Below are 26,353 nucleotides of genomic sequence, written 5' to 3'. Positions count from 1 at the left end.
GCTCTTTTATTTCCGTCTCAATTCATTTTGAAAGCGACTGTGTTGAGTCAGCGGCATATTCTGCCTTACTTGTTGGCTTTGTGACAAATCTATCTCTGTCACCAATAAGCCTACTTCATCCTGAAGCTGTTTATGGATACGTCCCCAAGGGTCAACGACCATTGAGTGTCCCCATGTTTTTCGTCCACATGGATGCGTTCCAGTTTGTCCGCTTGCCAAAATCCAACATTGTGTCTCAATCGCTCTAGCTCGCAATAGTACTTCCCAGTGAGCTTGCCCCGTCACAGCGGTAAACGCAGCGGGCACCACAATGATATCCGCCCCTTCTTGACGTAATAATTTATAAAGTTCTGGGAAACGTAAATCATAACAAATGCTCAATCCAACACTGCCGATATCAGTTTCCGCAACGACTATTTGATTACCCGCCATAAACGTATCCGACTCACGATAACTACCATAACCATCGGCTACGTCGACATCAAACATGTGCAGTTTGTCATAGTGAGCAATGCATTTACCGTGCGGCGGTAATACCAGTGTTGTGGTCGTGACACCTTTTGCGGTTTGAATGGGCATGCTTCCGACAATCAGTGTTAACTGGTTCTTTTTTGCGATTTCACAGAGCCGCTGTTGAATCATGCCACTACCAAGTGGCTCTGCATGTTGATGATAAGCTTCGCGACTGGCAAATAGCACTGTATTTTCAGGAGTAAGAACAAGTTTGGCACCTTGCTTGCTCGCTAAAGCACACTGTTTTTCAATGAAGTCCAAATTCACGTTAATATCCGGACCCGAAGTCATTTGAATAATGCCAACACGTTCCATGTGTTTCCTCCCTATTCCATTATATTCGGTGAGTTATTTGGCCTGTTCACGCAGTTTTTCTGGTAGCTTATATTCACCTTTACTTCGCGAAATTTCTTTCACCGTTGGTGAATCTAGTGGGCCTTTCACTTCATAATTGACTTGAGTGAAGACCTCTACCACCGGAGATATCACCGTAGAGATGGCCAAGACATACAAAGCAGTTTGAGGCGCAACGGCAAACGCGGTCAGCATTGGTAAGCCTGATGTGATGTCTGGTGTGAATTTCACTTCCGCATCAACCATTCTGCTGTTCATATTAGCGATACCGCGGATTTGCATTTCCCCTGCTAACGCATCCATTACGATATCATTGGTGATAAACACACCGTCTTGGATTTTGCCCGTTCCCGTGATCGAGTTGAATGCCATGCCTTTATCGAATACATCGGTAAAGTCGAGCTGCATCTTACGGATGATAGAATCCAAGCTGAACAAGCCTAACAAGCGTGCCGCACCACTAACTTCACTGATCACGCCTTTACCAAATTCCGTTGAGACGTTTCCTTGCAAGGTTTGTGTCTTCATTGACCAAGGTGCGCCGTCCCATTCCATATTGGCATTGATCTCAAATGGTGCTTGTTGAATGCCTGATGTAATACCAAAGCGCTCCATAAGATCGGTGTTGTTATCACCTTTCATTTTCATGGTTAAGTTGGAATGGCTACTCTCTTTCGTCAGGTCCCACCAACCACTCATATCAATGCGATTTTTGCCGCTACTAAAGGTGATATTTTTCCACTCCAAGCGGTTCTCGCGACGCTGCAAATCAACATTCACTTTGCCCACTTTGTAGCCTTGCAGCCAAAAATCATCGATGTTCAAAGTTAAGTTTGGCATCTCTGCGTGAAACTTGCGGTCAAAATTGGTAATCAAAGGTGCGTTTTGATCTTCACTCGCAAAGATTGAACTGCGCTCTTTGGTCATCTCTTCAAACCCTGGGATGTACAGATGCAAGTGCTCTAGAGAGACCGATAGATCATAGGGTTTCAGATAGTTAGCTTTCCCTTTAACCTCTTGACTGTCCACATCGAGTTGCCAACTCAAATTTTTCTTGCTTGCTGAAAAATCCACATCATGAAACTCAATCCCACCGAGCTGTAAGTTTGGCGTTTCAACTTCAATGCGTGTCGGCAATGGAATGGTCGGCGTTTTCATGCTTGCCAAAACAGACGATGAAGGCTTGCTCTCAGAGACCTGCGCAAGCTCAGCCCATTGGTCTAAATTCAGTTCTTCGACACGCACCGAAGCATCGTGCCCGACAATAGGACTAATCCGGAAGCCACCTTTGCCAACCATTAAATGAGTCGCAGTCAGAACCGGGACATCGCCAGCGATATCTATCTCAGTTTGATACTTCACATTTGGGATCTGTAGTCTTGCTGAAATACTCTCTTGGTTGCCGGATGCTTGCAGTTTCGCTTGTCCAGACTCGCCAATTTGTTTCGCTAAAGGATAAGGATATTGACTAGCCAGACGATTTAGCTGCGCCAGCACTTCAAGCTGATAAGTGAAACCAACATCATTGAGTTGCAAGTCAATGTCCATTTGCCACGGCGCATGGCCAGAAACAAGGTTTAACCAACGCTCACCGACATAGGGTTTGAGAGGCTCGACATCCCAATCTCCTAATGTATTAATTGTCACGTTGTAGCCTTGCTCCGCACTCTCTCCATGGAAATCAAGAGAGATAGGCTGTTGTAATAATTCGGCCGACAAACCCGATGTGGTAACCACATCATTATCGAAGGTGATGCGCCCTGTGGCGTTTTCAAGCGTCATTGGCGGCGCTTCAATATCAACACGATTTTCTGTTAAATCTGCATAACCCCAAGCGCGAGACTCTTTCTCAAAATCAAACGGTATATTGAGTTGAAACTCAGAGTAAACGGGACCACTCACTTGCAGCGCTGTCAATGCGGCACCGACTGAATCCACTAATGGCGTCGCCATCATGTAGTCACGGACTTCATTACCCGGCGCGCTTGCTTTCGCTTCAATCTCGATGTGTCCACCTTCTGCCAACTCAGGGATTCGCCCAGTGATACGCTTGGCATGAACGCCATTTAGTGTGGCTGATTTTGAATCCAAATACATGGCATCATTTTCAAACAGCAAGTCTAGCTGCAAATCCGTGATGGTTGGCCATGCCGTATCAAAGCTAAATTTCGCGTCTTTTAATCCAACCCAAGCTTGGAACATGCCATTATGTTCTTTGTAAGGAAAATCACCTAACTCGCCATACCACAACAATTTCGCTGTATTCACTTTTCCGCCCTGAATCGCGGTCGAAAGATAGTCGGTCAAGTCTTGTCCAAGTGCCAGAGTCGGTAGATAGCGCCATGTTTCACCCGCGTTGTAGAGATCCGCTTCGGCATAGAACGATAAAAATGGGCTTTGTTCTTTTGGGAAATCAAGACGAAATGCCCCCAAAACTTGAAGATCAGGCGTTGCTGCCGTCACTTTATCCGACCACAAACGCCAACCCGCATCATCTTGCTGCCAGATAATATCGACTTCACCTTGTTTGATATTCAGCGGAGCTTGGAATACATCACCGTACGGAAAGACATCATCAATGACGGTGACTTTTGCTTTAGCTTGATTCACATCCCCCGATACGCTGCCCTGTACGTGATGAAACCCGGGTAGGAGCTCCCATTGTGTCATCGCGAGTTCATCCAGTTCAGCCGAGTAGCGTAAGGTGTCTAAACCACCGTTCATTGACAATCGGACATCTTCGACCCGACCTTTCGGTGCTAGTTTGTTAATAAGGTCACTGGTCGACTCTGACTCCGGAGCCAGCTTGATGAGCGGAATGAGTGCTTCGATGTCGAGTTGAGAGAGATTAAGCATCCAGCCGTTTGGTTGCCAATCAAACGCGACGTCTAGCTCTGGCCAAGGGGTATTATCGGTTCTGATCTGAAGTGAGTGGCCATTTACTTTCCAGCCTTGTTTATCTGGTCGAAGATTGAAAATTCCAGACTCAATAAACAGCTCATGATGTCCATCTTCACTCCACACCAACTCGGAAGGCAGCAATTCAACATAAGCATCATGCGGTTGGCTATGTTTGAGCGTTAGCCAAGTATTTAAGCTGACTTTACCCGACTCTGCTCCTGACTCTTCTTGCATGTAAGTGGTCAGCCAAGGTGTGACCGAGACATCTTGAGCACTCACGTAAAACTCACCAGATACATCACGCAACGAGCCATGATCTTTAAAGTTAGCGCTTACTAACAATGAGTTCAGGCGAACATCGGCAATGCTAACCGTGCCTTCGGCTACGTGACGTTTCCCTTGATTGCTCCAACGAAGCTGCTCAATATCTAAACGGCGAGTTTCACCAGACACCGACTTATACCAAATCCGTGAATCGCTAATAGTGAAATCTTCGAACTGACGTAAAAGAAGTGAGTCGAGTTGGTCAATGAGTTTCACTTCGCTCTTATCCACTTCAGGCTTCGGATCTTGACGATGAGAAGTCGGCAGAATGTCTACCGTGTGAATGTCTAAAGCGAGGTTATGAATGGTAAGGTCTGCAACTACAGGTTTAAGTTGAAAAAGAGATTGAATAAGATCGAACTCAATTTGGACTTCTTCAACAGCGAAGCGTGCATCTTGCACGTTTGGTAGATTTGCCTCTAAACCCAGTAACGCAATTGAGGGATGATTATTGCGCCACGTCCCTGCGACATTGGCAATAGAAACGTCAAAACCTGTGCCTTGTTTGACCCAGGTTTTGATCTCATCTTGGAAATGGTTAAGTTGCGGCAATGTGACGCGCAGCGTGGTCACTAATATGGCTAATAACACCAATACAGTAACTAAACTCCACGCACAAAAACGCCCAAAACGGTTAACACCAGAATTCACAAATGTTCCAAATTACATCATTACGACGTCAAACTGTTCCTGAATGTACAGGGGTTCAGCCTGAACTCGCACTTGCTTGCCAATAAATACTTCGAGCTCTGCCAACGCATGAGACTCATCGCCCAACAGCGCTTCAGCAACAAACGGCGATGCGTACACGACAAAATTATCGGCGTCGTAAGCACGGTTCACACGAGTAATCTCACGTAATATCTCAAAGCATACGGTTTCGACCGTTTTCACGCTGCCACGGCCTTCACAAGTAGGACAGCCAGAACACAAGATATGTTCAATACTTTCTCGCGTACGCTTGCGCGTCATTTCAACTAAACCAAGCTGGGTAAAGCCGTTGATGTTGGTTTTTACTCGGTCTTTCGCAAGTGCCGTTTCCAGTGAGGTAAGTACTCGCTGACGATGCTCTTCGGATGCCATATCGATAAAATCAATAATGATGATACCGCCGAGGTTACGTAAACGTAGCTGACGCGCAATAGCTTGCGTTGCCTCTATATTGGTATTGAAGATCGTCTCTTCGAGATTACGACGACCAACAAATGCACCTGTGTTGATGTCGATGGTGGTCATGGCTTCGGTTTGATCGATGATCAAATAGCCGCCCGATTTTAGCTCGACCTTGCGCTCTAAAGAACGCTGAATTTCGTTTTCGGTGTCGTACATGTCAAAGATTGGCTTGTCACCTTCGTAAAGCTCAAGCTTATCTGTTAACTCCGGTACATACTCAGAAGTGAATTCTTTCAGGTTTTCATATTCAAGGCGGGAGTCGACCATGATCTTATCGAGCTCTGTGCCAACAAAGTCACGCAGAATGCGTTGAGCTAAGCCGAGTTCACCGTAAAGTGTTGAACGCGTTTTGTATTTTGAGCGACGCTCCATGACTTTTAGCCACAAACGCTTTAGAAATGCCGCATCTTGAGAGAGCTCTTTTTCATCAGCGCCTTCTGCCGCGGTACGAATGATAAAACCACCGTGCTCATCGCAGTAATGGTTCACCACCTTTTTCAAACGCTCACGCTCTTTCTCACTTTCAATACGCTGCGAAACACCGACATGGCTAGCCCCCGGCATAAAAACAAGATAACGCGAAGGTAAGGTGATATCCGTCGTTAAACGCGCACCTTTCGTGCCGAGCGGATCTTTGACCACTTGCACAACAATGTCTTGTCCCTGGCGTACCAGCTCAGAGATATCACGGACTTGAAACTGCTGTTTTTCGTTTTCTGCCACACATTCGGTATGGGGAACAATATCTGACGCATGTAAAAATGCCGCTTTATCTAAACCAATGTCGACGAAAGCCGCCTGCATACCTGGTAACACTCGGCTTACTTTGCCTTTGTATATATTGCCCACAATACCGCGACGCGATTCGCGCTCGATATGTATTTCTTGTAGTACTCCACCTTCAATCATGGCCACACGAGTTTCACTCGGGGTCACGTTAAGCAGCAATTCTGCACTCATGTGCACACCTCAAAACAATTATAAAAATTCTTGAATTAGCTGATCGGTTTCGAACAAAGGTAAGCCTACTACAGCGTGATAACTGCCTTCGATTCGGGTGACAAATCGCCCTCCGAGTCCCTGAATACCATAACTTCCAGCTTTATCGCATGGCTCTCCTGACTGCCAATATTGTTCGATTTCTTCGTGAGTCAGTGGTTTGAACCACACGTCAGTGGTAACGACCACTGAATGTTGTTGTTCCGATGATACAACGCTCACCGCAGTCATCACTTGATGACGACGACCCGATAAGTCAGTAAGCATACGCTTTGAATCTTCAAAACTTTTTGGTTTTTCTAGCACACGGTCATCGCATACTACGACCGTATCAGAGCCCAATACAACGGAATCAGGCTTAGCCAACGCTAAGCCTGCCTGAGCTTTTTCCAAAGAAAGACGCAACACGTAATCTCGTGCTTGCTCATGAGCCTGTTTGGCTTCCTCAATATCAGGCAATACGATCTCAAAATCATAACCCAGTTGAGCAAGCAGCTCTTTTCTTCTCGGAGAACCCGATGCGAGAACGAGAGATAAGCTTTTCTTCACCGCTTTACCTTACGTGCCATGCACGACGAACTCGTCGCATTAATAAAAACATCCATGGCCAAAGTATACAGTTTATTGCCGCCGTCCACAGAGATAATGGATTAAATACTACGTCCTGGTTCAAATATTCCCCACAGAATATCAAAACTTCCAACAACGCAGTAAAAAAGGCAATTAAAATCGACTGTTGCCACAATGCCATGTTGCGAATCAATAGGAAATTCAGCGCCACAAGGTAGATAACGATCGACATCATCATGCCACGAATTCCAAGCGTTGAGCCGATCAAGATATCCCACAATAAGCCCAACACTAGCGCAGTTCCGACGTTCACTCGGTGCGGTAGTGCCAACACCCAATAACACGTAACAAGGAACAACCATGAAGGGCGTAACACATCTAACACACCTGGCCATGGAATGGTTTGCAGTACCAGCGCAACGAAGAAACTGACGCCAATCACCATTCGGCTGCTCAATACATTATTGGCCATCGGTTACCTCTTGTTCTTGCTCTAACCCTTCATCTACATTGGACCGCAGTACTTTGTGTTGACGGTCTTCATTCGGCCAAATCAGCAGTAGGTAGCGTAAGCGATCAAATTCCACAACCGGCTCAGCCTTGATTGAGGCGAACTCTTGACGCGTATCGTGATCCACATTGGTAACCGTCGCGACTGGATATCCTTCAGGGTAAATACCACCTAAACCGGATGTCACCAATAAATCACCAACCTGAATATCTGTGCTGGTTGGAATGTGCTCCAGTTGGATTTCATCCATTTCACCATTGCCCGATGCGATCACTCGGATATCATTGCGGATCACCTGGACAGGAATTGCATTTTTCGCGTCCGTTAGCAGCAGAACACGTGCGTTGTGCGCTGCGACAAACGTGACCTGACCAACGATGCCTTTCTCATTGATAACAGGCTGACCAACGTAAACACCATCAATACGGCCTTTATCGATCACCACTTGATGACGATAAGGTGAAGTATCAACCGCCATTACTTCTGTCACGACTTTCTTTTCATCACGGACAAATGAAGATCCTAACAACTTACGTAAGCGTTGGTTTTCTTCTTTATACTGGTCGAGCAAGATAAGCTCGCTTTTCAGGCGTAGCACTTCTCGCTTTAAGCTGCGATTGCCTTCAACCAATGCCTGATGAGAATTAAAACGTTCAAATACGCCATCGAACATACTACGAGGTAAATTCGCTGCGTACTGAATCGGTGCAACCATACTGTTTAGTAGGTATCGAACGTTGGAAAACGTATCTAGACGACTATCGGCCAGCATTAAGCTCGCCGACACGATGACAGCAAAAAACAGACGTAATTGCAGAGACGGACCTCTGCCGAAAATCGGTTTCATCTTGTTTTTGACCTGATTGCTTCCATGATTATTGAGCCTTACTTGGCAACCTAAAAATACTTAACTAAATACTTTTAGGTATGGAGCATGTTTGAATTACAGAGAGAGCAGAAATGAAGGTGAAGCCCGACATGAGCTTCACCTAAACCTTTATTCTTCAGAGAACAGATCGCCACCGTGCATGTCGATCATTTCTAGTGCTTTACCGCCACCACGCGCAACACACGTTAGTGGATCTTCCGCGATAACCACAGGAATACCAGTTTCTTCCATTAGTAGACGGTCTAGGTCTTTAAGTAGTGCACCACCACCGGTTAGTACCATACCGTTTTCAGAAATGTCTGAAGCAAGCTCTGGTGGACACTGTTCTAGTGCAACCATGACTGCTGATACGATGCCAGATAGCGGCTCTTGAAGCGCTTCTAGGATCTCGTTTGAGTTCAAGCTAAAGCTGCGTGGCACACCCTCTGCAAGGTTACGACCGCGAACTTCAATCTCTTGAACTTCATCACCAGGGTAAGCAGAACCGATTTCGTGTTTGATCTTTTCAGCCGTTGCTTCACCAATCAAGCTGCCGTAGTTACGACGTACGTAGTTGATCACTGCTTCATCAAAGCGGTCACCACCGATACGTACAGACGATGAGTAAACCACACCGTTTAGAGAGATAACGGCAACTTCAGTTGTACCACCACCGATATCGACCACCATTGAACCTGTCGGTTCAGATACGCGTAAACCAGCACCAATTGCCGCCGCCATTGGCTCGTCGATTAGGTAAACTTCACGCGCACCAGCACCAAGTGCTGATTCACGAATTGCGCGACGCTCAACTTGGGTAGAACCACAAGGAACACAAACAAGAACACGTGGGCTTGGCTTTAGGATGCTGTTATCGTGCACTTGCTTGATAAAGTGCTGAAGCATTTTTTCGGTTACATAGAAATCAGCAATTACGCCGTCTTTCATTGGGCGGATAGCGGAAATGTTGCCAGGTGTACGACCAAGCATCTGTTTTGCTGCGTGACCGACTGCAGCAACGCTTTTTGCAGAACCTACACGATCTTGACGAATAGCAACTACAGAAGGTTCATCAAGGACAATTCCTTGCCCTTTTACATAAATTAGAGTGTTGGCTGTACCTAAATCGATAGATAGATCGTTAGAAAACATGCCACGAAGTTTCTTAAACATACTCTTCGCTCATCCTGCAAAAATATAGAAGACAAAAATTGCTCTAAATGTACCAATGCCTCGCTGTCACAGCAAGGTATTGGTACACAAACATGAGCAGAAAGCCTCAATTTCTTGCAGTTTCCTAACTTAAGGGCAAAAACCTAAGTTGTTACTGTCCGGTTAACCCTGGCTCACCACGGTAAATCACACGGTCATTACCTCGATGAATACCAAAGGTGACGACGGAGGATGGGTTTTCTTCACCAGCTTTCTTATTGTCCCAGTTGTACTTGAGCCAAGGTAAGCCATTTTTTGAATCATCAAGATCTAACCAAACGCGCGTTTGCTGGCGATATGGTTCAGCTTGAGTTGCAGTAATAGAGCGAGAAGAACCTGAAGAAATAGTCCCTCCATCGCCTAGAGTTACCTCTTTTGCACTGTTATCTGTCGGCCAAATGTGCACCTGAGAGTCATCCTCAATTTCTCCAAACACTTTAGTTTGGCTGTCATCAGAGTTAGCAATAAAGCGGCTACCATTCCAGTACTCAACTCGAAGTGGCACATGCAATGTCGAACCTTGGTTGCCACCTACATCATCTAGATCAACGCGACCAAAGCGGATATCTGGTTGTTCGACTAAGCGTGAGTTAGTGCCTTTTTCAGTATCAATAATGTACTCAACGGGGTCTGCATTATTGGTGTACACCAAGCCAATCTCTGAGATTGCAGTACCAATTTTTGAGTTAAATGGCCCATCAGGGTAATTGCCGCCAATATCTTTGTTCCAGCATGCACTTCCGATACACTGACCACTATTACCAATTGAGAAGTCTCCGATACTTTTATCAGATTCGTTGCTCCAATCACCAGCGCCAGAATCGGGCGCATCAAAGCGAGCTGAGTAATCGTCAATATCATCGAGGTTGAATTCCGCTTTTGTAACAAAGTCTGCATAGTTCTTAATCGCAGCTTTGTTAGCATTCAAAGCTTCTACGCTGAACTCGACCCCATCAAAAGGCTGGTTCATGTAAACAAAACTTAGCTCATCAGGGTAAGTCCAAGAACTGTCCACAACCTTAAAATATTTAGGATAGAAACGACCAACGGTGACGTCATATTCATCTAGTTTCTCTCCCAAATACGTTGCTTTAGTTTTAAGGTTTAAAGCGCCAACTTCATCCCAAACATATTCAACTGTTTTACCTGTTTTAGCTTCTTCCGAACTAAAGTCTAAGCTTGAACCTTTACTTGGGTCTAAGTTGGCGATATCACTACCCAATGGATACAAGACAGAAAACTCAGCATCAAGTGGTGCAGCCGTATTTGAATCAGAGAAATAGTTTTGTGTCAGTGGGTATTCACAAACATTGGTAGCATTACCACGTGAGTCGCTATGAACGACTGGTTTATAGGTCACATTAAAGCTTTCAGCAGAGGCAATAAAGCCATCACCAGTAGCTTGTGTCTCAGGGTTAGCTTTTCCACCATTTTTCGCCACAATATTACATGCGGCAATTTTCCATGGTCGAGACTTAACGCTGAATGAGCCATTGAGAACCACTGATTCTTGCTCACCTTTCTCTTCATCCGGAGCGATTGGACACCCATCTGAGTACTGAGGATCACACGTGAAATTCGCATCTTCGAGTTTGATTGTGTACAAGCCCGACTCCATTAGCTTAAAGGTATCAGATGTCTTACCTTGCTCTGAGTCAATAAATTTAGGCTCATATGTTAATAAGCTCGCGTCACTGCGCCCGTCAGCTGGTGTTTCGATTTCCAACTGAACACTTGGTGAGCCCGTGTAACTTTTCACTACCGTTTGCTGGCCATCGCTACAAGCTAATACTCTTGTTTCTATTTGATAATTTTTACCAGCTACGATTGCTTGGTCATCTACGTCAAACTTGAATGGTACAAATTTGAAGGTAGACGTCTGCGTTTTTGATGGATCATTGTCCACCGTAACCTTTAACGTATATTCGTCATTAAGCTCAATACCATTTTGATCTGTAACGGTAACTTGTAGCTTCAACTTACCAAGCTTCGAAGACACATTGCTTGTAGTAAAGCTTGGGTAAGTGCCTGTACCAGTGCTATCAGCGACTTCTACAGAGAACTTATCGGCATCAGGATAAACCTGCACAGTAACCCCTGTACTTTCCGCATAGCCATCATTCTTGGTTTCTATTTCAAAGCTAGGTTGCTCTGTCCCGCACATCAGCGCATATTGTGTTGCTGGTGATAGCGTTACTTCATAGTTGTCAGAAGGCGTAAAACAGTGGTTATCGGTCGCTATAATTTGTGAGCTGTTGTTCATCTGAATTCGTCTTGCAGTGATCGCACCATTTACAATCGTTGAGTTGCTCAGGTAAACATCTTTTTCACTATACAGTAGACCTGTAAAAACTGCGTTTTGACTAAGTACAACCTGCCCATCACTTGAACCATGTACAAGCACAACTAACTCAGCGTCTCCCACTTCACCAAAGTGGCTATCGTTATTACTTATCGATAGGCTTTTTGTATGGATAGTAACTTTCTCTCCATCAGGTATTTCAATGACTCCTGAATTGTTTAAGTTGATACTCCCCACCCAATAAGTACCTGTTTTAAAAGTTACCTTGCCTTTACCTACAGTGAGGGTGCCAATTACCTCATTATTCCTAAACTCACGCTCATCTTGCCATATATTCACATTAGTTAAGTTCGGGTCATCAGGAGACCGAAAACTTTCAAGCTCCTGTTTTTTCACTCTCAAACCTGAGTCACCCAGACAGCTTTGGCCATCACAGTTAGCTTGGTTATGCATCGTAATATCTGCTGGGCGAAAACCAACGTAACGCTTACCGTTACTTAATTGCGCGCCAGAAATTTTGGCAGTATTACTCATCTCAAGCTTGGCATTATTATTTGAATCCCATGTTTGAGCTGGCGAAGGGAAAAGTTCACAAACCCCATCAACTGGAGGTTTATCGAAAAGGAAGTAGGAGAATGGTTCGACAACATGACCACGTTCCGAGTCTCTCTGCATATCTTCTTCATTGATAAGGGCTACACCTGTTTTTGTCACTGAGCAGCGACGTAGCCAACCACCATTGTTACCATTACGCGTTCTTTTAGACGCAAGTAATACAGGTGCAGACTTAAAGCCAGAAACAGGAAAATTACTCACTTGTAAGCAACCCTCTGTAATTGGTTTAATGACGTTGTCGTCCAATGCTCCCAACGTATTTCGTGTAGAGCCATCCCCTAACCAGAACTTACGACCACTCACAAAGCCTTGCCCGAGACCAGCAACAAAAGCTACGTCCTCAGATTTAGCTAGCACAGCATTCTTCGTAACTTCTGAACGATCTAAAATCAATGAGAAGCCTTGCACTGTAGGATTAAGTGCAATTGAACTCAGCCACAAAGGTTGCCCATTAATGTAGTTATTCTTAGTTTGTAATTGAACTAAGACGCCAGGGGCAGACGCAAAAGAAGTATTTAGACCAAAGTCCCTAAATAGCACATTTTTACTTCTGTAGGTTGTACCGCCAATATTCGAATAAGTAAGGTCGGAGCTTACCTTACCCGCAACAATCATGGCATCCCCATCAAACTTGATAACACCAGGTTCGATAACGAGGTAGTCTATGTCTTCCATGGGAGCATCAACGAAAGTCACCCTCTCACCTTGATTATTGTTGTCCGTGCATCGCCACTTCCCGTTATTGTTTTGCTTCAATCGCTTACATGCCGCGCTATGTGGCGGAAACAACTGCTTTACTGTGGCCTGAGTTTTGGACTTTGACCATATACGTAAATTTGAAGGATACTCCGTCCTCTTATCCGCGAAGTTAGACATTGACGCATCAATCGTCGACATCACAAAGACAAGCGGCTCTTCATCGTAGGTGTTCTGAAACTCGATATCACATGTAACACCACGCTCATTATTCAATACCTTACAATTTTCAGCAGGGATGGTGCCAAATTCAAACTGAGGGTTGTTATTTACTGCAGCAAAACTGATTGACGAAAAAAGGAAAAGAGCTACCGTAAGTAACGATGTTATTATTTTTTTCATTGTATTTTACTCCCTTACCCAAACTTCTTGCTGACGTTGAACTTTAGACACTCCAGAACCACAAACAGCCACACTTTTAACCACATATAGCTCCACTTCTTTACCAGGAAAGTCACCTGGTAGCTTACCTGCCTTCTGACATTCAATCGTTGTCACTTTGCATGCCTGATCGAACAAGCCGCTGTCGGGCTTAACGCTTTTAGCCTTAATATCATCGCAACGAGTTTCAACAGCAGCGGAACCACCTAAAGGGAAAAACTGAGTTAACACCCAGTCATTACTCGATTGGGCAGTAAACCATGCCTTTGCACCCAAAAACTCACGCGTTAAACCACTTTGATTAGACCAAGTCACTTTCATTAGTGATGCAGCCAAATAACCCATTACGATAATGACAAAGAGCGTCACAATTAACACATGGCCTTTTTGCTTATTATGGAACATTCAGCACCTGCACATCTTGTTGGTACACACTACTTTCACCGGACTGTTCAAACGCGAACCTCAGATGCACAAGCCCGCCTCGGTGAAGCGATGTATCATCATATTTGAAATAGCTCTGAGATTGGTCATCAACATAAATAAGATTGTCGGCAATTATTTCGCCGTTACGCTGTATCTGTGTGCCTACAAAGCAATATTTCACTGACTTAGATGGATCATAGAGATAGTGTCGATTAGAAACGGAGCGACTAGTTACTGAACTAGCGCCGTTAATGATCTTGTATGATTTATTCGAATCTGGAGAAAGGGCTCCAACATCAACACTATGAGTGGATGAGGTTAAATCACTTAACCGTGTTGGGTTAATCACCATTTTCAAGCCACTATCAAATTCGGGAGCATTATTACCAAAAAAACCCACCACAAACTGTATATCATTACCAGAAATCGCATAAAAACCAGAGTGCTCTATAGGCATAAAAATCAGGCAGTTTTTCTCTTTCTCATCGATAAAAAAACTATTCGGCACCGCATGACGAATCTCTCGAGATATTTTCTCAATAACGAATTGCGCCTGAGTTTGTAGTCTATGCCTATCAATAGTATCAGCATAGCCCTTTGCTCCTAACTGCAAATAACCAGCAATTCCGAGCATGATAAAACTACTAATCACAATAGTGATGACCATTTCTATTAAAGTGAAACCACAATTTTTCATTAGTAATTTCCCCTTATCGCAGACAGTGTTAAAGGCTGTGTTTGTCCGGCGTAAATAGTCATAGTGACTCGTTTATAAGGCGTGATATCTTCCTGTGAAGGATTATTGACACCCGTTCCATCTGATTCAACGTATTGCACTTTCACTTCAACTCGAAAGTTCTTGTAATCATTTGCCATAGACGTGCCAAGAACGTTACTCAGCTCGTATAACGGCGTAGAGTTACAGCTGGCCTTTGTACCTTGTGTATACCAGCAACCGATATAGTCATCGACATCATTAAAACTAGCTGGGTTTGATTCACCGCTATCTGCCCCAAGACTTGTGGAACAATCCTTACCACCAAGGACAGTCTCACTACAGCGTACTAAACCACCATCAAAGTCGCTGTTTTTATCGAAGCCTCGCGCCAATATCTGCGACATGAAACCTTGGCCTAATGCGGCCGCGCGGGTTTGATAATGAGGGATGGCGGAATCTCGAATTTGAGGGACAAGAAAAGAAGTAAACGCCACCATCGCAATGCCCATTAAAACAATCGCGATGATCATTTCTATTAACGTCATGCCACTAGATTTCTTCATGAGCATGTACCTTTAGAAACATAGCCTTGAGTATTAATTTCAACTTGGCAGCGGCTTCGACCATGTTTATCTTCAATTAAGATGTTTACAGCACCACTTACAGGATTGCCGAGAAGGTTAAAATTAATTGTATTTGCGGCACCGCTGATAACGGAAAACTTTGCGGACTTATCGATAACCACGTCACTACGGGCATCTTGTGCACTGCCTGTTAGTGCACAGGCAGCAACCGAACCAACACATGAGCTAGAAACTTGTAAACGAAAGTTGTTATCAGGACTTGTAGCATTCGACTGCATACGATTCACCTGCACTTGGCGAATCACAGAAATCACACGTTCTTGTAATGCATATGCAGAGAAACTGCCAGAGTCCATAAAACGGCTGGCTGCAAAAAGTGAAAGGATAGAGAGGAGAACAATCACGAGGATTAACTCCATTAACGTGAACCCTAATGCAGAGCTGCGAATTTTCATAACCCAACCTTAGGCTTAGAACAAGCGAGATAAGTATACGATGAAATTATGAGATTAATGATAGGTTTATAATTTTTCGATTCGAAGTGTGAACAGACGAACAAATAACCAATGTCTAGTTATTTTGCCCTTTTGAACGACCAATTTCTTCTTCAATTCGATCGTATGTTTCTTTGTTGCTTAGCGTCTCAGAAACGTGCTCAGCGGTTTGCTTGGTTTGCTCCCACTTTGCTTCGTAAGTTTCTGGCTGGAAGCTGATAAATCTTGGTAATACCACATAACCGATCACACCCAAGATAATCAGCACAACCACAAACTCTATTGCACTAAGGCCTGATGATTTACGCATATGAACTATTCCGAGATTAATCAAAATAAAGAGATAAAGGCCAGACTAGCTGGCCTTTAATGATCATGATTATTTGTCGTTACATACTGTATCAGCAAGGCTATCTTCACCAGGTGTAACTACTTTAGTTGTAGCTACTGCTCCTGATGTAGCTTGCGCATATTCTACACATTTCTTAGTGTATTTCTCGATACCAAAGTATGCTTTACCGTCAGCAGTTCCTGCTTTCTCAACGAAATCACCATCAGTACCTAAGCCATCAACAACCTCTTGTAGGTCTGTAGCTGTAGCTAGAGGGTAGCCGTAAATTGTTTTTATCTTCTTACCATTACCAAGATCTAGCTCTGTACCTGCTTCTTCGTCTGCTGTTTCGATACCTGCGATTGCAGACTTACCATACACAATTCCAGAAGCACCATTGATAGCTCCCTTAAGACCTTCTAGCGTTGAATCACGAGCATCATCTTGCAGGTTAAGGAAACGTGGTGCTGCAGTTACCGCTAGAATACCTAGGATTACAATTACCACTACCAATTCGATAAGGGTGAAACCACCTTGTCTTTTCATTGTTTACTCTCTCTATGTAAGCATGCAGTACAACTGCAAAGTTTCGTTTAGGTCACGCGACCATTTTGGATATTGTCAAAACGGTTTGGGGCAGCAACCTTCACTAAAACTGACCGTGAAGTGGATACTGTATCTACCGCTTGAGCAGAATGACGATTCGCCATTATTCAGTTCATGCTGCAATGAGAAAAACACATTATTGTTTACCCACTATTACAGCCTGTTACTTATGGTTATGATTGCATTATACCGACTTTCATTACCAATTATAGTGCTTAGGTGTCAAAAAAATCACTCCGCCGATATTTCGACGTCTATTTTCAGTTGATTAGCAGTTGAGATAACTACAATCGACTGACCATTTTCATAAGTGTATTGACAGACATAACGATCAGTTTTGATGGCTCCACTGATATCTATTAACTTGTTGGTCATTATTTTACGTTGGGGGTAATGCACCGCTAGCCAATAACCACAATCTAATACACCTTGCTGAGTAAAGGGAGACACTAACCCGCCCTCAGTCATAGTAAGGTTTAAGCCATCCATCAGCATATGTTCTGGCTCGCCTTGTACTAGCCAAGCTTGACGATAACGCTGAACACTATCTTGCATCCAAACTCTCGCTAACTTCGCTCCAGTTACTTGTGCTTGCTCGGTCACAGGACGTAATTTGACCGCCAAACCCACCGCCATAATCGTAGCAATAACCCCAAATACAATAAGCGTTGCTCGGCTTTGATTTTCAACCACCTATTAGCCGCCTTTGATGATGTCGAGCATTCCCCACATTGGTAGGAAGATACCCAATGCCAGCACCATGACCATGCCTGCTACAATCACCAAAAGTAATGGTTCTATTCTTGCGGTCAGTGTTTTTAGATCGTAATCAACTTCTCGATCGTAAAAATCCGACACTTCCAGCAGCAACTCATCAATACGACCAGTTTCTTCCCCTACTGCAATCATCTGAATCACCAATGGGGTGAATATTTTACTGTTGATGGCCGTCACTGAAATGGTGCTACCCGCTTCAATCGCGGACTTCATCTCAAGAATTCGGTTTTCTAAAAAACGGTTCCCTAAGGCTTCCCCGGCCAAAGCCAAAGACTGGTTAAGTGGCACCCCTGATTTCAGCATCAACGAAAAGGTTCTGGCAAAACGAGAAAGCTGCGCACGATTAACGATATCGCCTACAATTGGCAGCCGAAGCCGAAACTTATCGAACTTCTCCCGACCATCAGCCGTCGCCACCCACGCTCTGAACACCGTAAACGCGCCAATCATTGCCACAACCAGCAACACCCAATAATTAACAAAGAAATTAGAAGTCGCGATCAAAATACGCGTCGGCAATGGTAGCTCAACACCAAAGCGCGTAAACATCGATGCAAACTCAGGGATCACCAAGATATTCAATACAAACATGGCGATGGTGATAAAGATAATGACAAACGTTGGATAACGCATCGCCGCTTTAATGCGTTTGCGAGTCTCAAGTTCCTGTTCGTAGTAATTCGCCAGTTGCAATAGCGCTTGGTCAAGCCGACCCGTATTCTCACCGACGTTGATCATAGAAACGAACAGTGGGCTGAATACTTTACTGTGTTGCTGCATCGCAGAAGACAAACCTCGGCCATTACTCAGTTCAGAAACGACATCTTCTAGCGCCTCTTTGAGCTGTTTGTTTTCGCAATTTTGCAACAAGCCACGCATAGAGCGCAGCAAAGGTACGCCAGCTTTAGTCAAACTAAACAACTGGCGAGAGAAAAGAATAATTACTTCCAACGGAATAGCAGGCACAAACAGCTTAGATAAGCTCACTTGGCTTTTTGCCGACTCTTTCTCTAAACGTACATTGAGCGGGATGACCCCTTTGTTCATCAATGCTTCCGCCGCAGCTTCTGAGTTCACTGCTTCGATTTTGCCGTTAGTGGATGAGCCGTCTAGCGTGCGGCCTTGATAACGAAAAGTTGGCATTCACTTACCTATATGAAAATGGGATCAGTCTTACCAGAAGCATCACCCTCACCTAGGGTCATCACTTCGTCCAAACTGACGGTGCCTTGTAGCGCCAGTTCCATTGCAGAAGCAAGCAGTGGCTTATAGTTTTCTGAGCGGCGCGCGGCTTGCGCAAAGCCAACCGCATCATTGGCGCGCAATTTATCCATCATCTCTTGCTCAAGTTCGAGCATTTCAAACACACCGATTCGGCCTCGATAACCAGTCAAGTTACAGTTTTGGCAACCTGCGCCTTTATAAAAAATGGTGCTAACTTGATTTGGGAAACGCCCAGCTAACCACTGCTGGCGAGACTCATCTAAGTGGTCTTCTGTTTTACAATCTGGGCAAACTCGGCGCACAAGACGCTGCGCCACCACGGCTCTGACTGCACTAGCAACCAAGTAACCCGGCGCACCCATATCGATCATACGTAACGCACTGTCGACAGCATCGTTGGTGTGAAGAGTGCTCAATACTAAGTGACCCGTTAGTGCAGCTCGCAGACCAATTTCTACCGTCTCTTGATCACGCATCTCACCAACAAGAATGATGTCTGGGTCTTGACGTAAAAAGGTTCTCAGAACACGCGAGAAAGTTAGATCGATCTTACTGTTAACCTGTACCTGAGTGATGCGAGGCAGACGATATTCAACCGGGTCCTCTGCTGTAATGATCTTTTTCCCAGGTTCGTTGAGCTCACTCAATGCGCCGTAAAGCGTGGTGGTTTTACCGGAACCTGTCGGCCCGGTAACCAAAATCATGCCATGCGGACGCGCCAACTGTCGACGTAAGCGAGCAAGCAAGTCTGGCGGCAAGCCCGACTCTTCTAACGGACGCAAACCAGCGGACTGGTTAAGCAGACGCATTACTACAGATTCTCCGTACTGCGTTGGTAACGTCGACATACGAATATCAATTGATTGGCCACGAACTTTGATATTGAATCGGCCATCTTGTGGCAAGCGCTTTTCAGAAATATCTAGGTGTGCCATCAACTTCAGTCGAAGAACCAAAGCCGATGCAATGTTCACTTCATTTAAGAGCGTTTCATGCAATACGCCATCAATACGCTGGCGCAAACGCAATACTTGATCGTCTGGCTCAATATGAATATCCGAAGCTCCAACCTGTACCGCATCTTCAAACATGGAATTAACCAGCTTTACAACGGTAACCTCTTCACTGTCGGCCTCATCAATACCGTAATCAAAGCTTTGTACATCTTTATGCTCTTCATGCAGCTGTTCAGCAAAGGAGGCGATCTCTTTAGTACGGCGGTAATAACGGTCAAAGCTTGAAATAAGCTGACGCTCTGAAGCAACAATGAACTCAAGGTTGTATTGACCTAACAAGTTCATCAATGATTCTTGAGTGAACAAGTCCGCAGGGTCGCTCATAGCAACGCGCAGGGTGTCCCCATTTCGAGCAACGACCATCGCACGTAAGCGACGTGCGTGTACCTCAGGTAGAATCTGCACGGCTTCGGCATCCACAGGCGCACGACCAAGATCGATCAGTGGCAAACCAAGCTGCTGAGACAAGAAGTCCAACATTTGCTTTTCGGTAATAAAGCCAAGGTCAATTAACGCATCCCCTAGCTTCTGCCCGGTACTGCGTTGTGCGTTTAGTGCTTGCTGGATTTGTTCTTCAGAGACGATACCTTCCTCAACCAGAAGATCGCCCAAGCGTTTTCTCAACTGAATTTTCATTGTGCGCTCTCCAACTCTTTCAAGATGCTCAAACGGTCACGGATAAATGCTTGCGATTGATTCGAAATGCCAACTTTACCCAGAGCTTGGTTGTAAGAGTGAATCGCGGCAGTAAAAGCCAGGGCGCGCTCTTGTTGAATAGCCAAACCTAACCACCAGCGCGCGTTTTCCGGCTCACGCTGAGTTAGGAGTTGATAGCTCTCAAGCGCAATGTCATTTTGCTTGTGTTTTTGTGCCAATGCCGCACGCATCGCCAAGTAATCTCGACTTGGTACTGGAGGCAAATGAACAAGCGGGCTCAGCGCCGCTTCAGGTTGATTAGCTTTCACTAACAACTTAGACAAGGCCAAGCGAAGTACTTGGTTGTTCGTATCTAGGTTGATACCTTCTTGAATAATCTCATATGCTTTACGCGTGTCACCTTTACCAAAGTACAACGCTGATAGCTTTTGACGCGTGTCTGCATTCATTGGCTCATAACGCAACGCCTCGGCATAAGCCGATAACGCCGTTTGCATATCGTTAGCATCGAGTGCTTTTTCCGCTCGACTAACTGCCTTAAGAGAAAGCTGACGATGTGTAAGCTCAACCTGCTCAATACGCATTGAGCTGTTTTCTGATGTCGTGTGGGTTACGGGATCGTATTGTTCCTCGCTCGGCATCGTTGCTAACTGCGCGAGTAAAACTGCCTCTTCAGAGGCGGTATTTATCTCAGATCTTGGCGTGAACCTATCAGTCTCTTGCATGTGAGTCTGTTGCGCTACTGGCTGCGTGGCTGGTTTGGTGTAAACCACATGAGTTGTATCGGGCGTCATTTTACTCGTTGGCGAGTGAGTGCGCTCCGATGAAACAATTGGTGAGACATTCACAGACGACAGTGGCATAGCGTCGGTTTGAAACTGTGATAGCTCGCCTGAAGGGACAGGACCGCGAGAGACCGCCCAGCTACCAACCGCAAGGCTTAACGAAAAACCGGCGACAAGCCAAAGCCAAGGTTTACTGCGTGAGACACTTGGAATCTCCGCACGAGTAAGCTCTGACGGCGATGTTTTTTCAGCAAGTTCTGATAATGCTTTATTGATGGCACTCAAGGTTGACTCCATCCCCAAAATACGGGTGTTTTAAACTTAGGTTTACGGGCATCAAACGTATCGTGCATAGCGGCGTAAACGTGATGATTTTTCAATAGTGTGCAACGCTCATTAAATGCAGCAAGCAACGACTTGTGGCTAATTTGGTTTATCAAGCGCGGAATCCCCATGGATGAACGCCAAATCGCTTTTTTCTGTTCAATAGAAAAAATGTGCGCCCCATTGCCTGCTTTATCTAAACGATTATTGATGTAAGCCACGCCTTCATCGATAGAGAGAGGACGTAACTGGCAGCTAAACGTAATGCGTTGACGAAATTGCCTTAGCTCATGGTTAGCCAATCTTTCATCCAACTCAGGTTGTCCGAATAACACCAATTGAATGAGCTTATCTTGTTCCGTTTCTAGGTTGCCAAATAGACGCAATGTTTCTAAAGCTTGTGGGGAAAGAGCTTGCGCTTCATCAACGATCAAGACGGTTTTCTTTCCCAAGGCATGTACTTGAATCAAGTGCTCTTGAATGAGGGAAACGATGCGCAGCGGATCATCGTTCTCGATACCCAACTCTCTGGCGACAGCAAACTGCAACTGTTCCCCATTCAACACTGGATTGGGTAAGTAAATAAGCTCAACTTCAGATTCAATCTGCTCGATCAGCTTACGGCATACCATGGTTTTTCCAGTGCCGACTTCTCCCGTCACCTTAATCACCCCTTCTCCCATTTGCACGGCAGCTAGGATGGTTTGGATCGCCTCATAGTGAGGGACTAACCCCAAGAACATTTCGGTATTTGGGGTTAACGAAAAAGGCTGAACTCGGAACCCAAAGTGTGACAAGTACATACTCGAATCACAAACCTATTGAAAAACAGAACCTTTCCCAGCGCTTATTGCGCATCTGGGAACCACTCTTGCAGCAGATCACGAGAGCGCTCTAGCTCTTTCTGCCAAGAGTTCACGCCAACTACGGTCGGTTTTAGCAAGATGACCAATTCTGTTTTCTCAGTTACGTTATTCACGTTGCGGAACAAGTGCCCCAGTGCTGGTACATCGCCCAAAAATGGGACTTTAGAAACAAGCTCACGATTTTGCTGTTTCATCAACCCGCCGATAACCACAACATCGCCATCTTTAGCACGAATAACCGAGTCTGATTCACGAATAGAGCTTTTCGCTAATGGCAGTTGGATGTTTTGGAAATCTCCGCCCAAGTTCAATTGCTTCACCTCTTCCGTGACTTCAATAACTGCGGGGTGAACATGCAAGAACACATTGCCTTTGTTATCAATTTGCGGAGTCACATCGAGGGAAATACCCGAGAAGAATGGCGTCAGTTCCACTTCAGGAACTGCATTTGAGTTTTCACCGTTGCCTGCATTGCTCGATAGCTCGGTAACAAAGTACTCATCGGTACCCACTTTGATGACAGATTTTTGGTTGTTGGCAGCGGTAATACGAGGGCTCGAAAGGACGTTCAAGTCACCTTGCGTAGACATGAAGCTCAATACAGCATTGAAGTTACCATCCGAAATAGTCACGTTAGTTTGACCGCCCAATAGCGTGCCAATCGCATCCAATGGTGGTAATGTCGACGCAGGGCGGTTGACTACGATACTACCCGAGTTACCAATTGACGCCGATAAGTTTGACCAGTTGATGCCTTGTTGGTAGCCATCATTCAACGTCACTTCTAGGATTTTAGCTTCAAGAATGACCTGGCGCTGCATGCGCTCCTGCGATACACCTAAGAACTCGCGTACTTCGCGAATATCATCTGGAAATGCTCGAACCGTAATAACTCCCGCTTGTGGCGTTACAACCACACTTTGCCCTTTGCCTGAACCAATTAGATTCGCAACAGCTTGCTGCAGCATCGGCCAGAAGTCACTTTCAGTGATGGTTTCGATGCGTGTACCGCCCGTAGATGTGGTCGAGCTATCGTTGTTGTTTCCATTGTTAGAGTCTGACGAGTCAGAACTGTCTGAGCTACCACCAGAATTAGACGTACCAGCCGAGGTTACAGAGCCCGTAACAATGCTGGTTAATGAGCGACCAGAACGCTTGAACTGCAGGTAATCGACTGGAATGGTCACCGTACGCATACCTGCTGGGTAGATTTGAATAACTTTGCCAGACTTCACCACGTCATAGCCATACATATTCTGTACGACATTCAGAACTTCATCCAATGTCACATCTGACAAGTTGACGGTGATATTACCTTGTACCGACGGGTGAATCGCCACGCTGTACTCTGTGCCTTTCACCAACGAGGCGAAAAAGCTTCTTGCATCGACCGCATTCGCTTGAATACGAAAACGCTTCGAGGTGCCTTGCTCTGATGCAACGCTCGAGTCTAAATTTGGCATCAAGTCTGCCTCAACAGAAGAAGGGATTTCTTCCAATGTGCGGCTGTTCGCTTGATTGATCGATTCATTGAGCGCTTCTTTAACTTCCACTGGATTCCGATGACCCATTGAACATCCCATTAAAGAAGCAATCGTTATTCCTACAACTAATTTGCGCATATCTGATCGGGCTCTGGTTATTATTGTTTTACGTTTAAATCAAAAAGCTCTAGGTCCCACTGACGGTTACCACGCTTTAAAGTTACAAATTCACTATTAATGCTCGCGACGCGATAACCCTTAAATAGCTCGCCTTTTTCGACAAGTTTGTTATCCATAATCGCGATACAATCAGTACTTGGCTTACACACAATACTGTTGAGCTTAGGCAGTCGGTACCGTTTAACTTTTGGTTTCGCTGACGTTTCAACCGCTGGTTTTTCCCAACCAAGTGGGGCCGTTGGGTCTTGGTTTGCCCAAGCGGTTCCTGCCGCTGCCATAACAAGCAATGAGATGATGAGTTTGTTAACCACCAATAAACTCCTCTCTAGATCCTAGTGTGTAGACTTCTAACACAAGCTTCGCTTTCGGGTACTCTTCGACTTTATAACTAAAGCTGCGCCAGTAATAACTCGCAGGAAGGCTCTCCAATTTATTCAGATAATTAGCAATAGAAAAATAGTCACCAGTCAGTTCCATACGAACAGGATGCACGTAGTAACCAGAGTATTGCGATGCTTCTTTATCTTCCGTTATTGGCTCAGATGGCAAGGTTTGCAGAGACAAAAGGTGAATGCCACTTTGCTGCTCCAACACATTTTCAAGCAGCTCAGCCATTTGCGAAGGTGTAATAAGATGCTCGATGATCTCCGCTAATTGCATCGAAAGATGCTGACTCTCAGCTAACAGATTAGATATCGCGCGATCAATCTCAGCATTTGGATCTTTCTTAAGTTGCGCCTGAATACGTAGCGTATCGATTTCAATCTTTTGATTGGCTTGCTTTAAATTACTTAGTTGCCTCTCATTACTGATGATCTCGTTAAGCTTTGGCTCCAATACCAGCGTAAAGAGCAACATGATCACGACAACTAAACCGCACAATGCGGTGAGCACTTTTTCACGCGTACTCATTTCGCCAAAGCGCCCTTCTAATGAGAGCCAGAATTCGTTCATTTCTCTTTATCCTCGCGCGTTTTTAGTTCAAACGTCACAATATCCTTATCATTTCGACCTATTTTGACGTCGTCAAACGTTCGGCCAACCAAGCTAATTTCGTTTTTAAATTGGCTAACCCAATTTGGCACTGAGCTCGGTTTTTTCGCTAGTCCCTTCAGGTCTAAGGTATGGGTATTGATTCGAATTTCGGACAAAGAAATTTCTTGGTTTCCTAGCTTCGCTAATGATTGCATCACGCCAGAGTAACCCGTGCGTTGCGAGTCATCGTATTTCCCGACAGCTTTAAGCGAGTCTCGCTTCGCCTTGACTTCACGCTCTAAGCGGGCTTTAGCTGCCAGCTTATTATTGTCAGGTTGATGTTTACGTAGCTTGACTTGATAACGTTCAAGCTCTGACTTCATGATATCGCCTTTACTTTTTACAATAGCAATCTCATCTTCCAAACCGCTGCTCTGCCAAGTGACATAACCGTAAGAAAATAGAATTGCAGCCGCCGCAACGCCCCAAGATAACGCGATATTTTTTAGCGTCAGGAGCTCTTTTTTCGGTTTTAAGTAATCGGGATATAAGTTGACGCGTCGAGTATTTGAAGTAGCCGCAGTGTCAGCCAAAACATGCCCTGATAGCTCATGTTCTGGTGGTAATAACGGTGAAACCTTAGTACTTAAACGGTAGTTCAGAGCCTGAACAAGCTCGCTCTCATCCTCTTCATCACAGCACACTTTCAATTGATGTAATTGCACGTGGCGTAACTGAGATGAAAGATAGTCAATCGAACGTTGCAGTTCTAACGACAGACTGTCCATCTGTAAATCGCTAGACGGAACCCCCGTTAACGGTGGCGTCACACTGCGAATAGAGCGGTGGAACGCAATAGTATTTTCGACAAAAGCGCTTATACGGAAATGACCACGCACACTGCGTTGTAATAATAGGAAGTTTCCTAGTTCACCAGCAGTCTCTCCCCAAATATCGTCTTCAGGAAGAATGGCTTCTAATGGTAACTGGGCTCGATTGGCCAGTAACACAATCTTATCCAATATTTTTCGCGATAAGACGTATGCTTGCACTTTGGTTGAATTCGGTAACTCGACCGCATCGGCAATAATGTCGATAGCACGCTCAGAGATCAGTTCTTTCAACAAAAACGGTAATGCGGCTGGCCATTCTTGACGCGGCATGACCGGTTTGTCGATTTGGTACATCTGGTAATAGTTATGAGAAAGAATAACCGTTAATGAATCATACGCACTCGCTGCAACGCTCAATGCTTGCTCAACGGCTTTTTCCCAATTGGACTCAGAAATATCAAATTGGTATGGACGACTACTTTTGATTGAAGATGATAAATAAACGGCGTCTGGCTGAATAACCAAAAAGCAGGAGCGATCACCACTAGATGATCGCTTAAGCTTGTCGAATAGTGCTTTGAAATCCATGATTAT

23 protein-coding genes are annotated in these 26,353 nt (G+C 45.0%); all 23 read right to left on the bottom strand.

Features of this window, described 5'->3' with window-relative positions:
* Positions 1 to 6: 6 nt before the first annotated feature.
* The 23 genes from R7O03_RS17110 to R7O03_RS17000 all read right to left on the bottom strand — a co-directional run bounded on the left by R7O03_RS17110 (position 7) and on the right by R7O03_RS17000 (position 26,347).
* Positions 7 to 828 carry a carbon-nitrogen hydrolase family protein gene (locus R7O03_RS17110; protein WP_151514347.1) on the bottom strand — a complete coding sequence of 274 codons (822 nt, stop codon included), beginning with the start codon at positions 826 to 828 and terminating at the stop codon, positions 7 to 9.
* A gap of 33 nt (positions 829 to 861) precedes the next feature.
* On the bottom strand, positions 862 to 4,743 hold the full coding sequence (locus R7O03_RS17105) for a YhdP family protein (protein WP_151514348.1): 3,882 nt from the start codon (positions 4,741 to 4,743) through the stop codon (positions 862 to 864).
* Between the two features lie 12 nt (positions 4,744 to 4,755).
* Entirely contained in the window at positions 4,756 to 6,225 is a 1,470-nt protein-coding gene (gene rng, locus R7O03_RS17100) for a ribonuclease G (protein WP_005381138.1), read from the bottom strand.
* An 18-nt stretch (positions 6,226 to 6,243) separates the two neighbouring features.
* Positions 6,244 to 6,813: a Maf family protein gene (locus R7O03_RS17095; protein ID WP_005381139.1), complete on the bottom strand. Its 570-nt coding sequence runs from the start codon at positions 6,811 to 6,813 to the stop codon at positions 6,244 to 6,246.
* A 4-nt stretch (positions 6,814 to 6,817) separates the two neighbouring features.
* Positions 6,818 to 7,306, bottom strand: a complete 489-nt coding sequence (gene mreD / locus R7O03_RS17090) for a rod shape-determining protein MreD (protein WP_005381141.1) — start codon at positions 7,304 to 7,306, stop codon at positions 6,818 to 6,820.
* Entirely contained in the window at positions 7,296 to 8,192 is an 897-nt protein-coding gene (mreC, locus tag R7O03_RS17085) for a rod shape-determining protein MreC (protein WP_005381142.1), read from the bottom strand. The genes mreD and mreC overlap by 11 nt, the downstream gene beginning before the upstream one ends.
* A 150-nt stretch (positions 8,193 to 8,342) precedes the next feature.
* Complete coding sequence (locus R7O03_RS17080; protein ID WP_005381144.1) at positions 8,343 to 9,386, bottom strand: rod shape-determining protein; 1,044 nt, start codon at positions 9,384 to 9,386, stop codon at positions 8,343 to 8,345.
* A gap of 151 nt (positions 9,387 to 9,537) precedes the next feature.
* Positions 9,538 to 13,440, bottom strand: a complete 3,903-nt coding sequence (locus tag R7O03_RS17075) for a DUF6701 domain-containing protein (RefSeq protein ID WP_318131905.1) — start codon at positions 13,438 to 13,440, stop codon at positions 9,538 to 9,540.
* 6 nt (positions 13,441 to 13,446) lie between these two features.
* On the bottom strand, positions 13,447 to 13,884 hold the full coding sequence (locus R7O03_RS17070; protein WP_017636194.1) for a hypothetical protein: 438 nt from the start codon (positions 13,882 to 13,884) through the stop codon (positions 13,447 to 13,449).
* The gene (locus tag R7O03_RS17065; protein ID WP_017636195.1) at positions 13,874 to 14,602 is read right to left on the bottom strand and encodes a PilW family protein; all 729 of its coding nucleotides are present in this window, start codon (positions 14,600 to 14,602) and stop codon (positions 13,874 to 13,876) included. The genes R7O03_RS17070 and R7O03_RS17065 overlap by 11 nt, the downstream gene beginning before the upstream one ends.
* Positions 14,602 to 15,186, bottom strand: a complete 585-nt coding sequence (locus R7O03_RS17060) for a type II secretion system protein (RefSeq protein WP_318131904.1) — start codon at positions 15,184 to 15,186, stop codon at positions 14,602 to 14,604. The genes R7O03_RS17065 and R7O03_RS17060 overlap by 1 nt, the downstream gene beginning before the upstream one ends.
* The gene (locus R7O03_RS17055) at positions 15,183 to 15,662 is read right to left on the bottom strand and encodes a prepilin-type N-terminal cleavage/methylation domain-containing protein (RefSeq protein WP_318131903.1); all 480 of its coding nucleotides are present in this window, start codon (positions 15,660 to 15,662) and stop codon (positions 15,183 to 15,185) included. The genes R7O03_RS17060 and R7O03_RS17055 overlap by 4 nt, the downstream gene beginning before the upstream one ends.
* 115 nt (positions 15,663 to 15,777) lie before the next feature.
* On the bottom strand, positions 15,778 to 16,011 hold the full coding sequence (locus R7O03_RS17050) for an MSHA biogenesis protein MshA (RefSeq protein ID WP_318131902.1): 234 nt from the start codon (positions 16,009 to 16,011) through the stop codon (positions 15,778 to 15,780).
* Between the two features lie 69 nt (positions 16,012 to 16,080).
* Entirely contained in the window at positions 16,081 to 16,578 is a 498-nt protein-coding gene (locus tag R7O03_RS17045; protein WP_318131901.1) for a type II secretion system protein, read from the bottom strand.
* 291 nt (positions 16,579 to 16,869) lie between these two features.
* Positions 16,870 to 17,331: a hypothetical protein gene (locus R7O03_RS17040; protein ID WP_054579426.1), complete on the bottom strand. Its 462-nt coding sequence runs from the start codon at positions 17,329 to 17,331 to the stop codon at positions 16,870 to 16,872.
* A gap of 3 nt (positions 17,332 to 17,334) precedes the next feature.
* Complete coding sequence (locus tag R7O03_RS17035; RefSeq protein ID WP_005381186.1) at positions 17,335 to 18,558, bottom strand: type II secretion system F family protein; 1,224 nt, start codon at positions 18,556 to 18,558, stop codon at positions 17,335 to 17,337.
* 8 nt (positions 18,559 to 18,566) lie between these two features.
* Positions 18,567 to 20,291, bottom strand: coding sequence for a GspE/PulE family protein (locus tag R7O03_RS17030; protein WP_158159799.1), 1,725 nt, complete (start codon positions 20,289 to 20,291; stop codon positions 18,567 to 18,569).
* The gene (locus R7O03_RS17025) at positions 20,288 to 21,382 is read right to left on the bottom strand and encodes a tetratricopeptide repeat protein (RefSeq protein WP_318131900.1); all 1,095 of its coding nucleotides are present in this window, start codon (positions 21,380 to 21,382) and stop codon (positions 20,288 to 20,290) included. The genes R7O03_RS17030 and R7O03_RS17025 overlap by 4 nt, the downstream gene beginning before the upstream one ends.
* Complete coding sequence (locus R7O03_RS17020; RefSeq protein ID WP_033907419.1) at positions 21,379 to 22,224, bottom strand: ExeA family protein; 846 nt, start codon at positions 22,222 to 22,224, stop codon at positions 21,379 to 21,381. Before R7O03_RS17020 ends, R7O03_RS17025 begins: the two co-directional genes overlap by 4 nt.
* Positions 22,225 to 22,268: 44 nt before the next feature.
* Positions 22,269 to 23,909 (bottom strand): pilus (MSHA type) biogenesis protein MshL, encoded by a 1,641-nt coding sequence (mshL, locus tag R7O03_RS17015; protein WP_262681836.1) that lies wholly within the window; start codon positions 23,907 to 23,909, stop codon positions 22,269 to 22,271.
* Positions 23,910 to 23,929: 20 nt separating this feature from the next.
* Positions 23,930 to 24,262, bottom strand: a complete 333-nt coding sequence (locus R7O03_RS17010) for a hypothetical protein (protein WP_005381196.1) — start codon at positions 24,260 to 24,262, stop codon at positions 23,930 to 23,932.
* Positions 24,255 to 24,905 (bottom strand): type II secretion system protein GspM, encoded by a 651-nt coding sequence (gspM, locus tag R7O03_RS17005; RefSeq protein ID WP_005381197.1) that lies wholly within the window; start codon positions 24,903 to 24,905, stop codon positions 24,255 to 24,257. Before gspM ends, R7O03_RS17010 begins: the two co-directional genes overlap by 8 nt.
* On the bottom strand, positions 24,902 to 26,347 hold the full coding sequence (locus R7O03_RS17000; protein ID WP_258625465.1) for an MSHA biogenesis protein MshI: 1,446 nt from the start codon (positions 26,345 to 26,347) through the stop codon (positions 24,902 to 24,904). Before R7O03_RS17000 ends, gspM begins: the two co-directional genes overlap by 4 nt.
* Positions 26,348 to 26,353: the final 6 nt, after the last annotated feature.

Origin of the sequence: Vibrio sp. Vb2960 (genome assembly GCF_033337665.1) — a bacterium.
In the GTDB taxonomy this organism is placed as follows: domain Bacteria; phylum Pseudomonadota; class Gammaproteobacteria; order Enterobacterales; family Vibrionaceae; genus Vibrio; species Vibrio alginolyticus.
The sequence above is the reverse complement of the archived record's forward strand: the minus strand, read 5'-3'. Positions and strand labels throughout refer to the sequence as shown.

Excerpts from the sequence above, each read along its gene's own strand:
- R7O03_RS17110 (WP_151514347.1), bottom strand. The coding sequence starts at position 828 with ATGGAACGTGTTGGCATTATTCAAATGACTTCGGGTCCGGATATTAAC.
- rng (WP_005381138.1), bottom strand. The coding sequence starts at position 6,225 with ATGAGTGCAGAATTGCTGCTTAACGTGACCCCGAGTGAAACTCGTGTG.
- mreD (WP_005381141.1), bottom strand. The coding sequence starts at position 7,306 with ATGGCCAATAATGTATTGAGCAGCCGAATGGTGATTGGCGTCAGTTTC.
- mreC (WP_005381142.1), bottom strand. The coding sequence starts at position 8,192 with ATGAAACCGATTTTCGGCAGAGGTCCGTCTCTGCAATTACGTCTGTTT.
- R7O03_RS17080 (WP_005381144.1), bottom strand. The coding sequence starts at position 9,386 with ATGTTTAAGAAACTTCGTGGCATGTTTTCTAACGATCTATCTATCGAT.
- R7O03_RS17075 (WP_318131905.1), bottom strand. The coding sequence starts at position 13,440 with ATGAAAAAAATAATAACATCGTTACTTACGGTAGCTCTTTTCCTTTTT.
- R7O03_RS17070 (WP_017636194.1), bottom strand. The coding sequence starts at position 13,884 with ATGTTCCATAATAAGCAAAAAGGCCATGTGTTAATTGTGACGCTCTTT.
- R7O03_RS17065 (WP_017636195.1), bottom strand. The coding sequence starts at position 14,602 with ATGAAAAATTGTGGTTTCACTTTAATAGAAATGGTCATCACTATTGTG.
- R7O03_RS17060 (WP_318131904.1), bottom strand. The coding sequence starts at position 15,186 with ATGAAGAAATCTAGTGGCATGACGTTAATAGAAATGATCATCGCGATT.
- R7O03_RS17055 (WP_318131903.1), bottom strand. The coding sequence starts at position 15,662 with ATGAAAATTCGCAGCTCTGCATTAGGGTTCACGTTAATGGAGTTAATC.
- R7O03_RS17050 (WP_318131902.1), bottom strand. The coding sequence starts at position 16,011 with ATGCGTAAATCATCAGGCCTTAGTGCAATAGAGTTTGTGGTTGTGCTG.
- R7O03_RS17045 (WP_318131901.1), bottom strand. The coding sequence starts at position 16,578 with ATGAAAAGACAAGGTGGTTTCACCCTTATCGAATTGGTAGTGGTAATT.
- R7O03_RS17035 (WP_005381186.1), bottom strand. The coding sequence starts at position 18,558 with ATGCCAACTTTTCGTTATCAAGGCCGCACGCTAGACGGCTCATCCACT.
- R7O03_RS17030 (WP_158159799.1), bottom strand. The coding sequence starts at position 20,291 with ATGAAAATTCAGTTGAGAAAACGCTTGGGCGATCTTCTGGTTGAGGAA.
- R7O03_RS17020 (WP_033907419.1), bottom strand. The coding sequence starts at position 22,224 with ATGTACTTGTCACACTTTGGGTTCCGAGTTCAGCCTTTTTCGTTAACC.
- mshL (WP_262681836.1), bottom strand. The coding sequence starts at position 23,909 with ATGCGCAAATTAGTTGTAGGAATAACGATTGCTTCTTTAATGGGATGT.
- gspM (WP_005381197.1), bottom strand. The coding sequence starts at position 24,905 with ATGAACGAATTCTGGCTCTCATTAGAAGGGCGCTTTGGCGAAATGAGT.
- R7O03_RS17000 (WP_258625465.1), bottom strand. The coding sequence starts at position 26,347 with ATGGATTTCAAAGCACTATTCGACAAGCTTAAGCGATCATCTAGTGGT.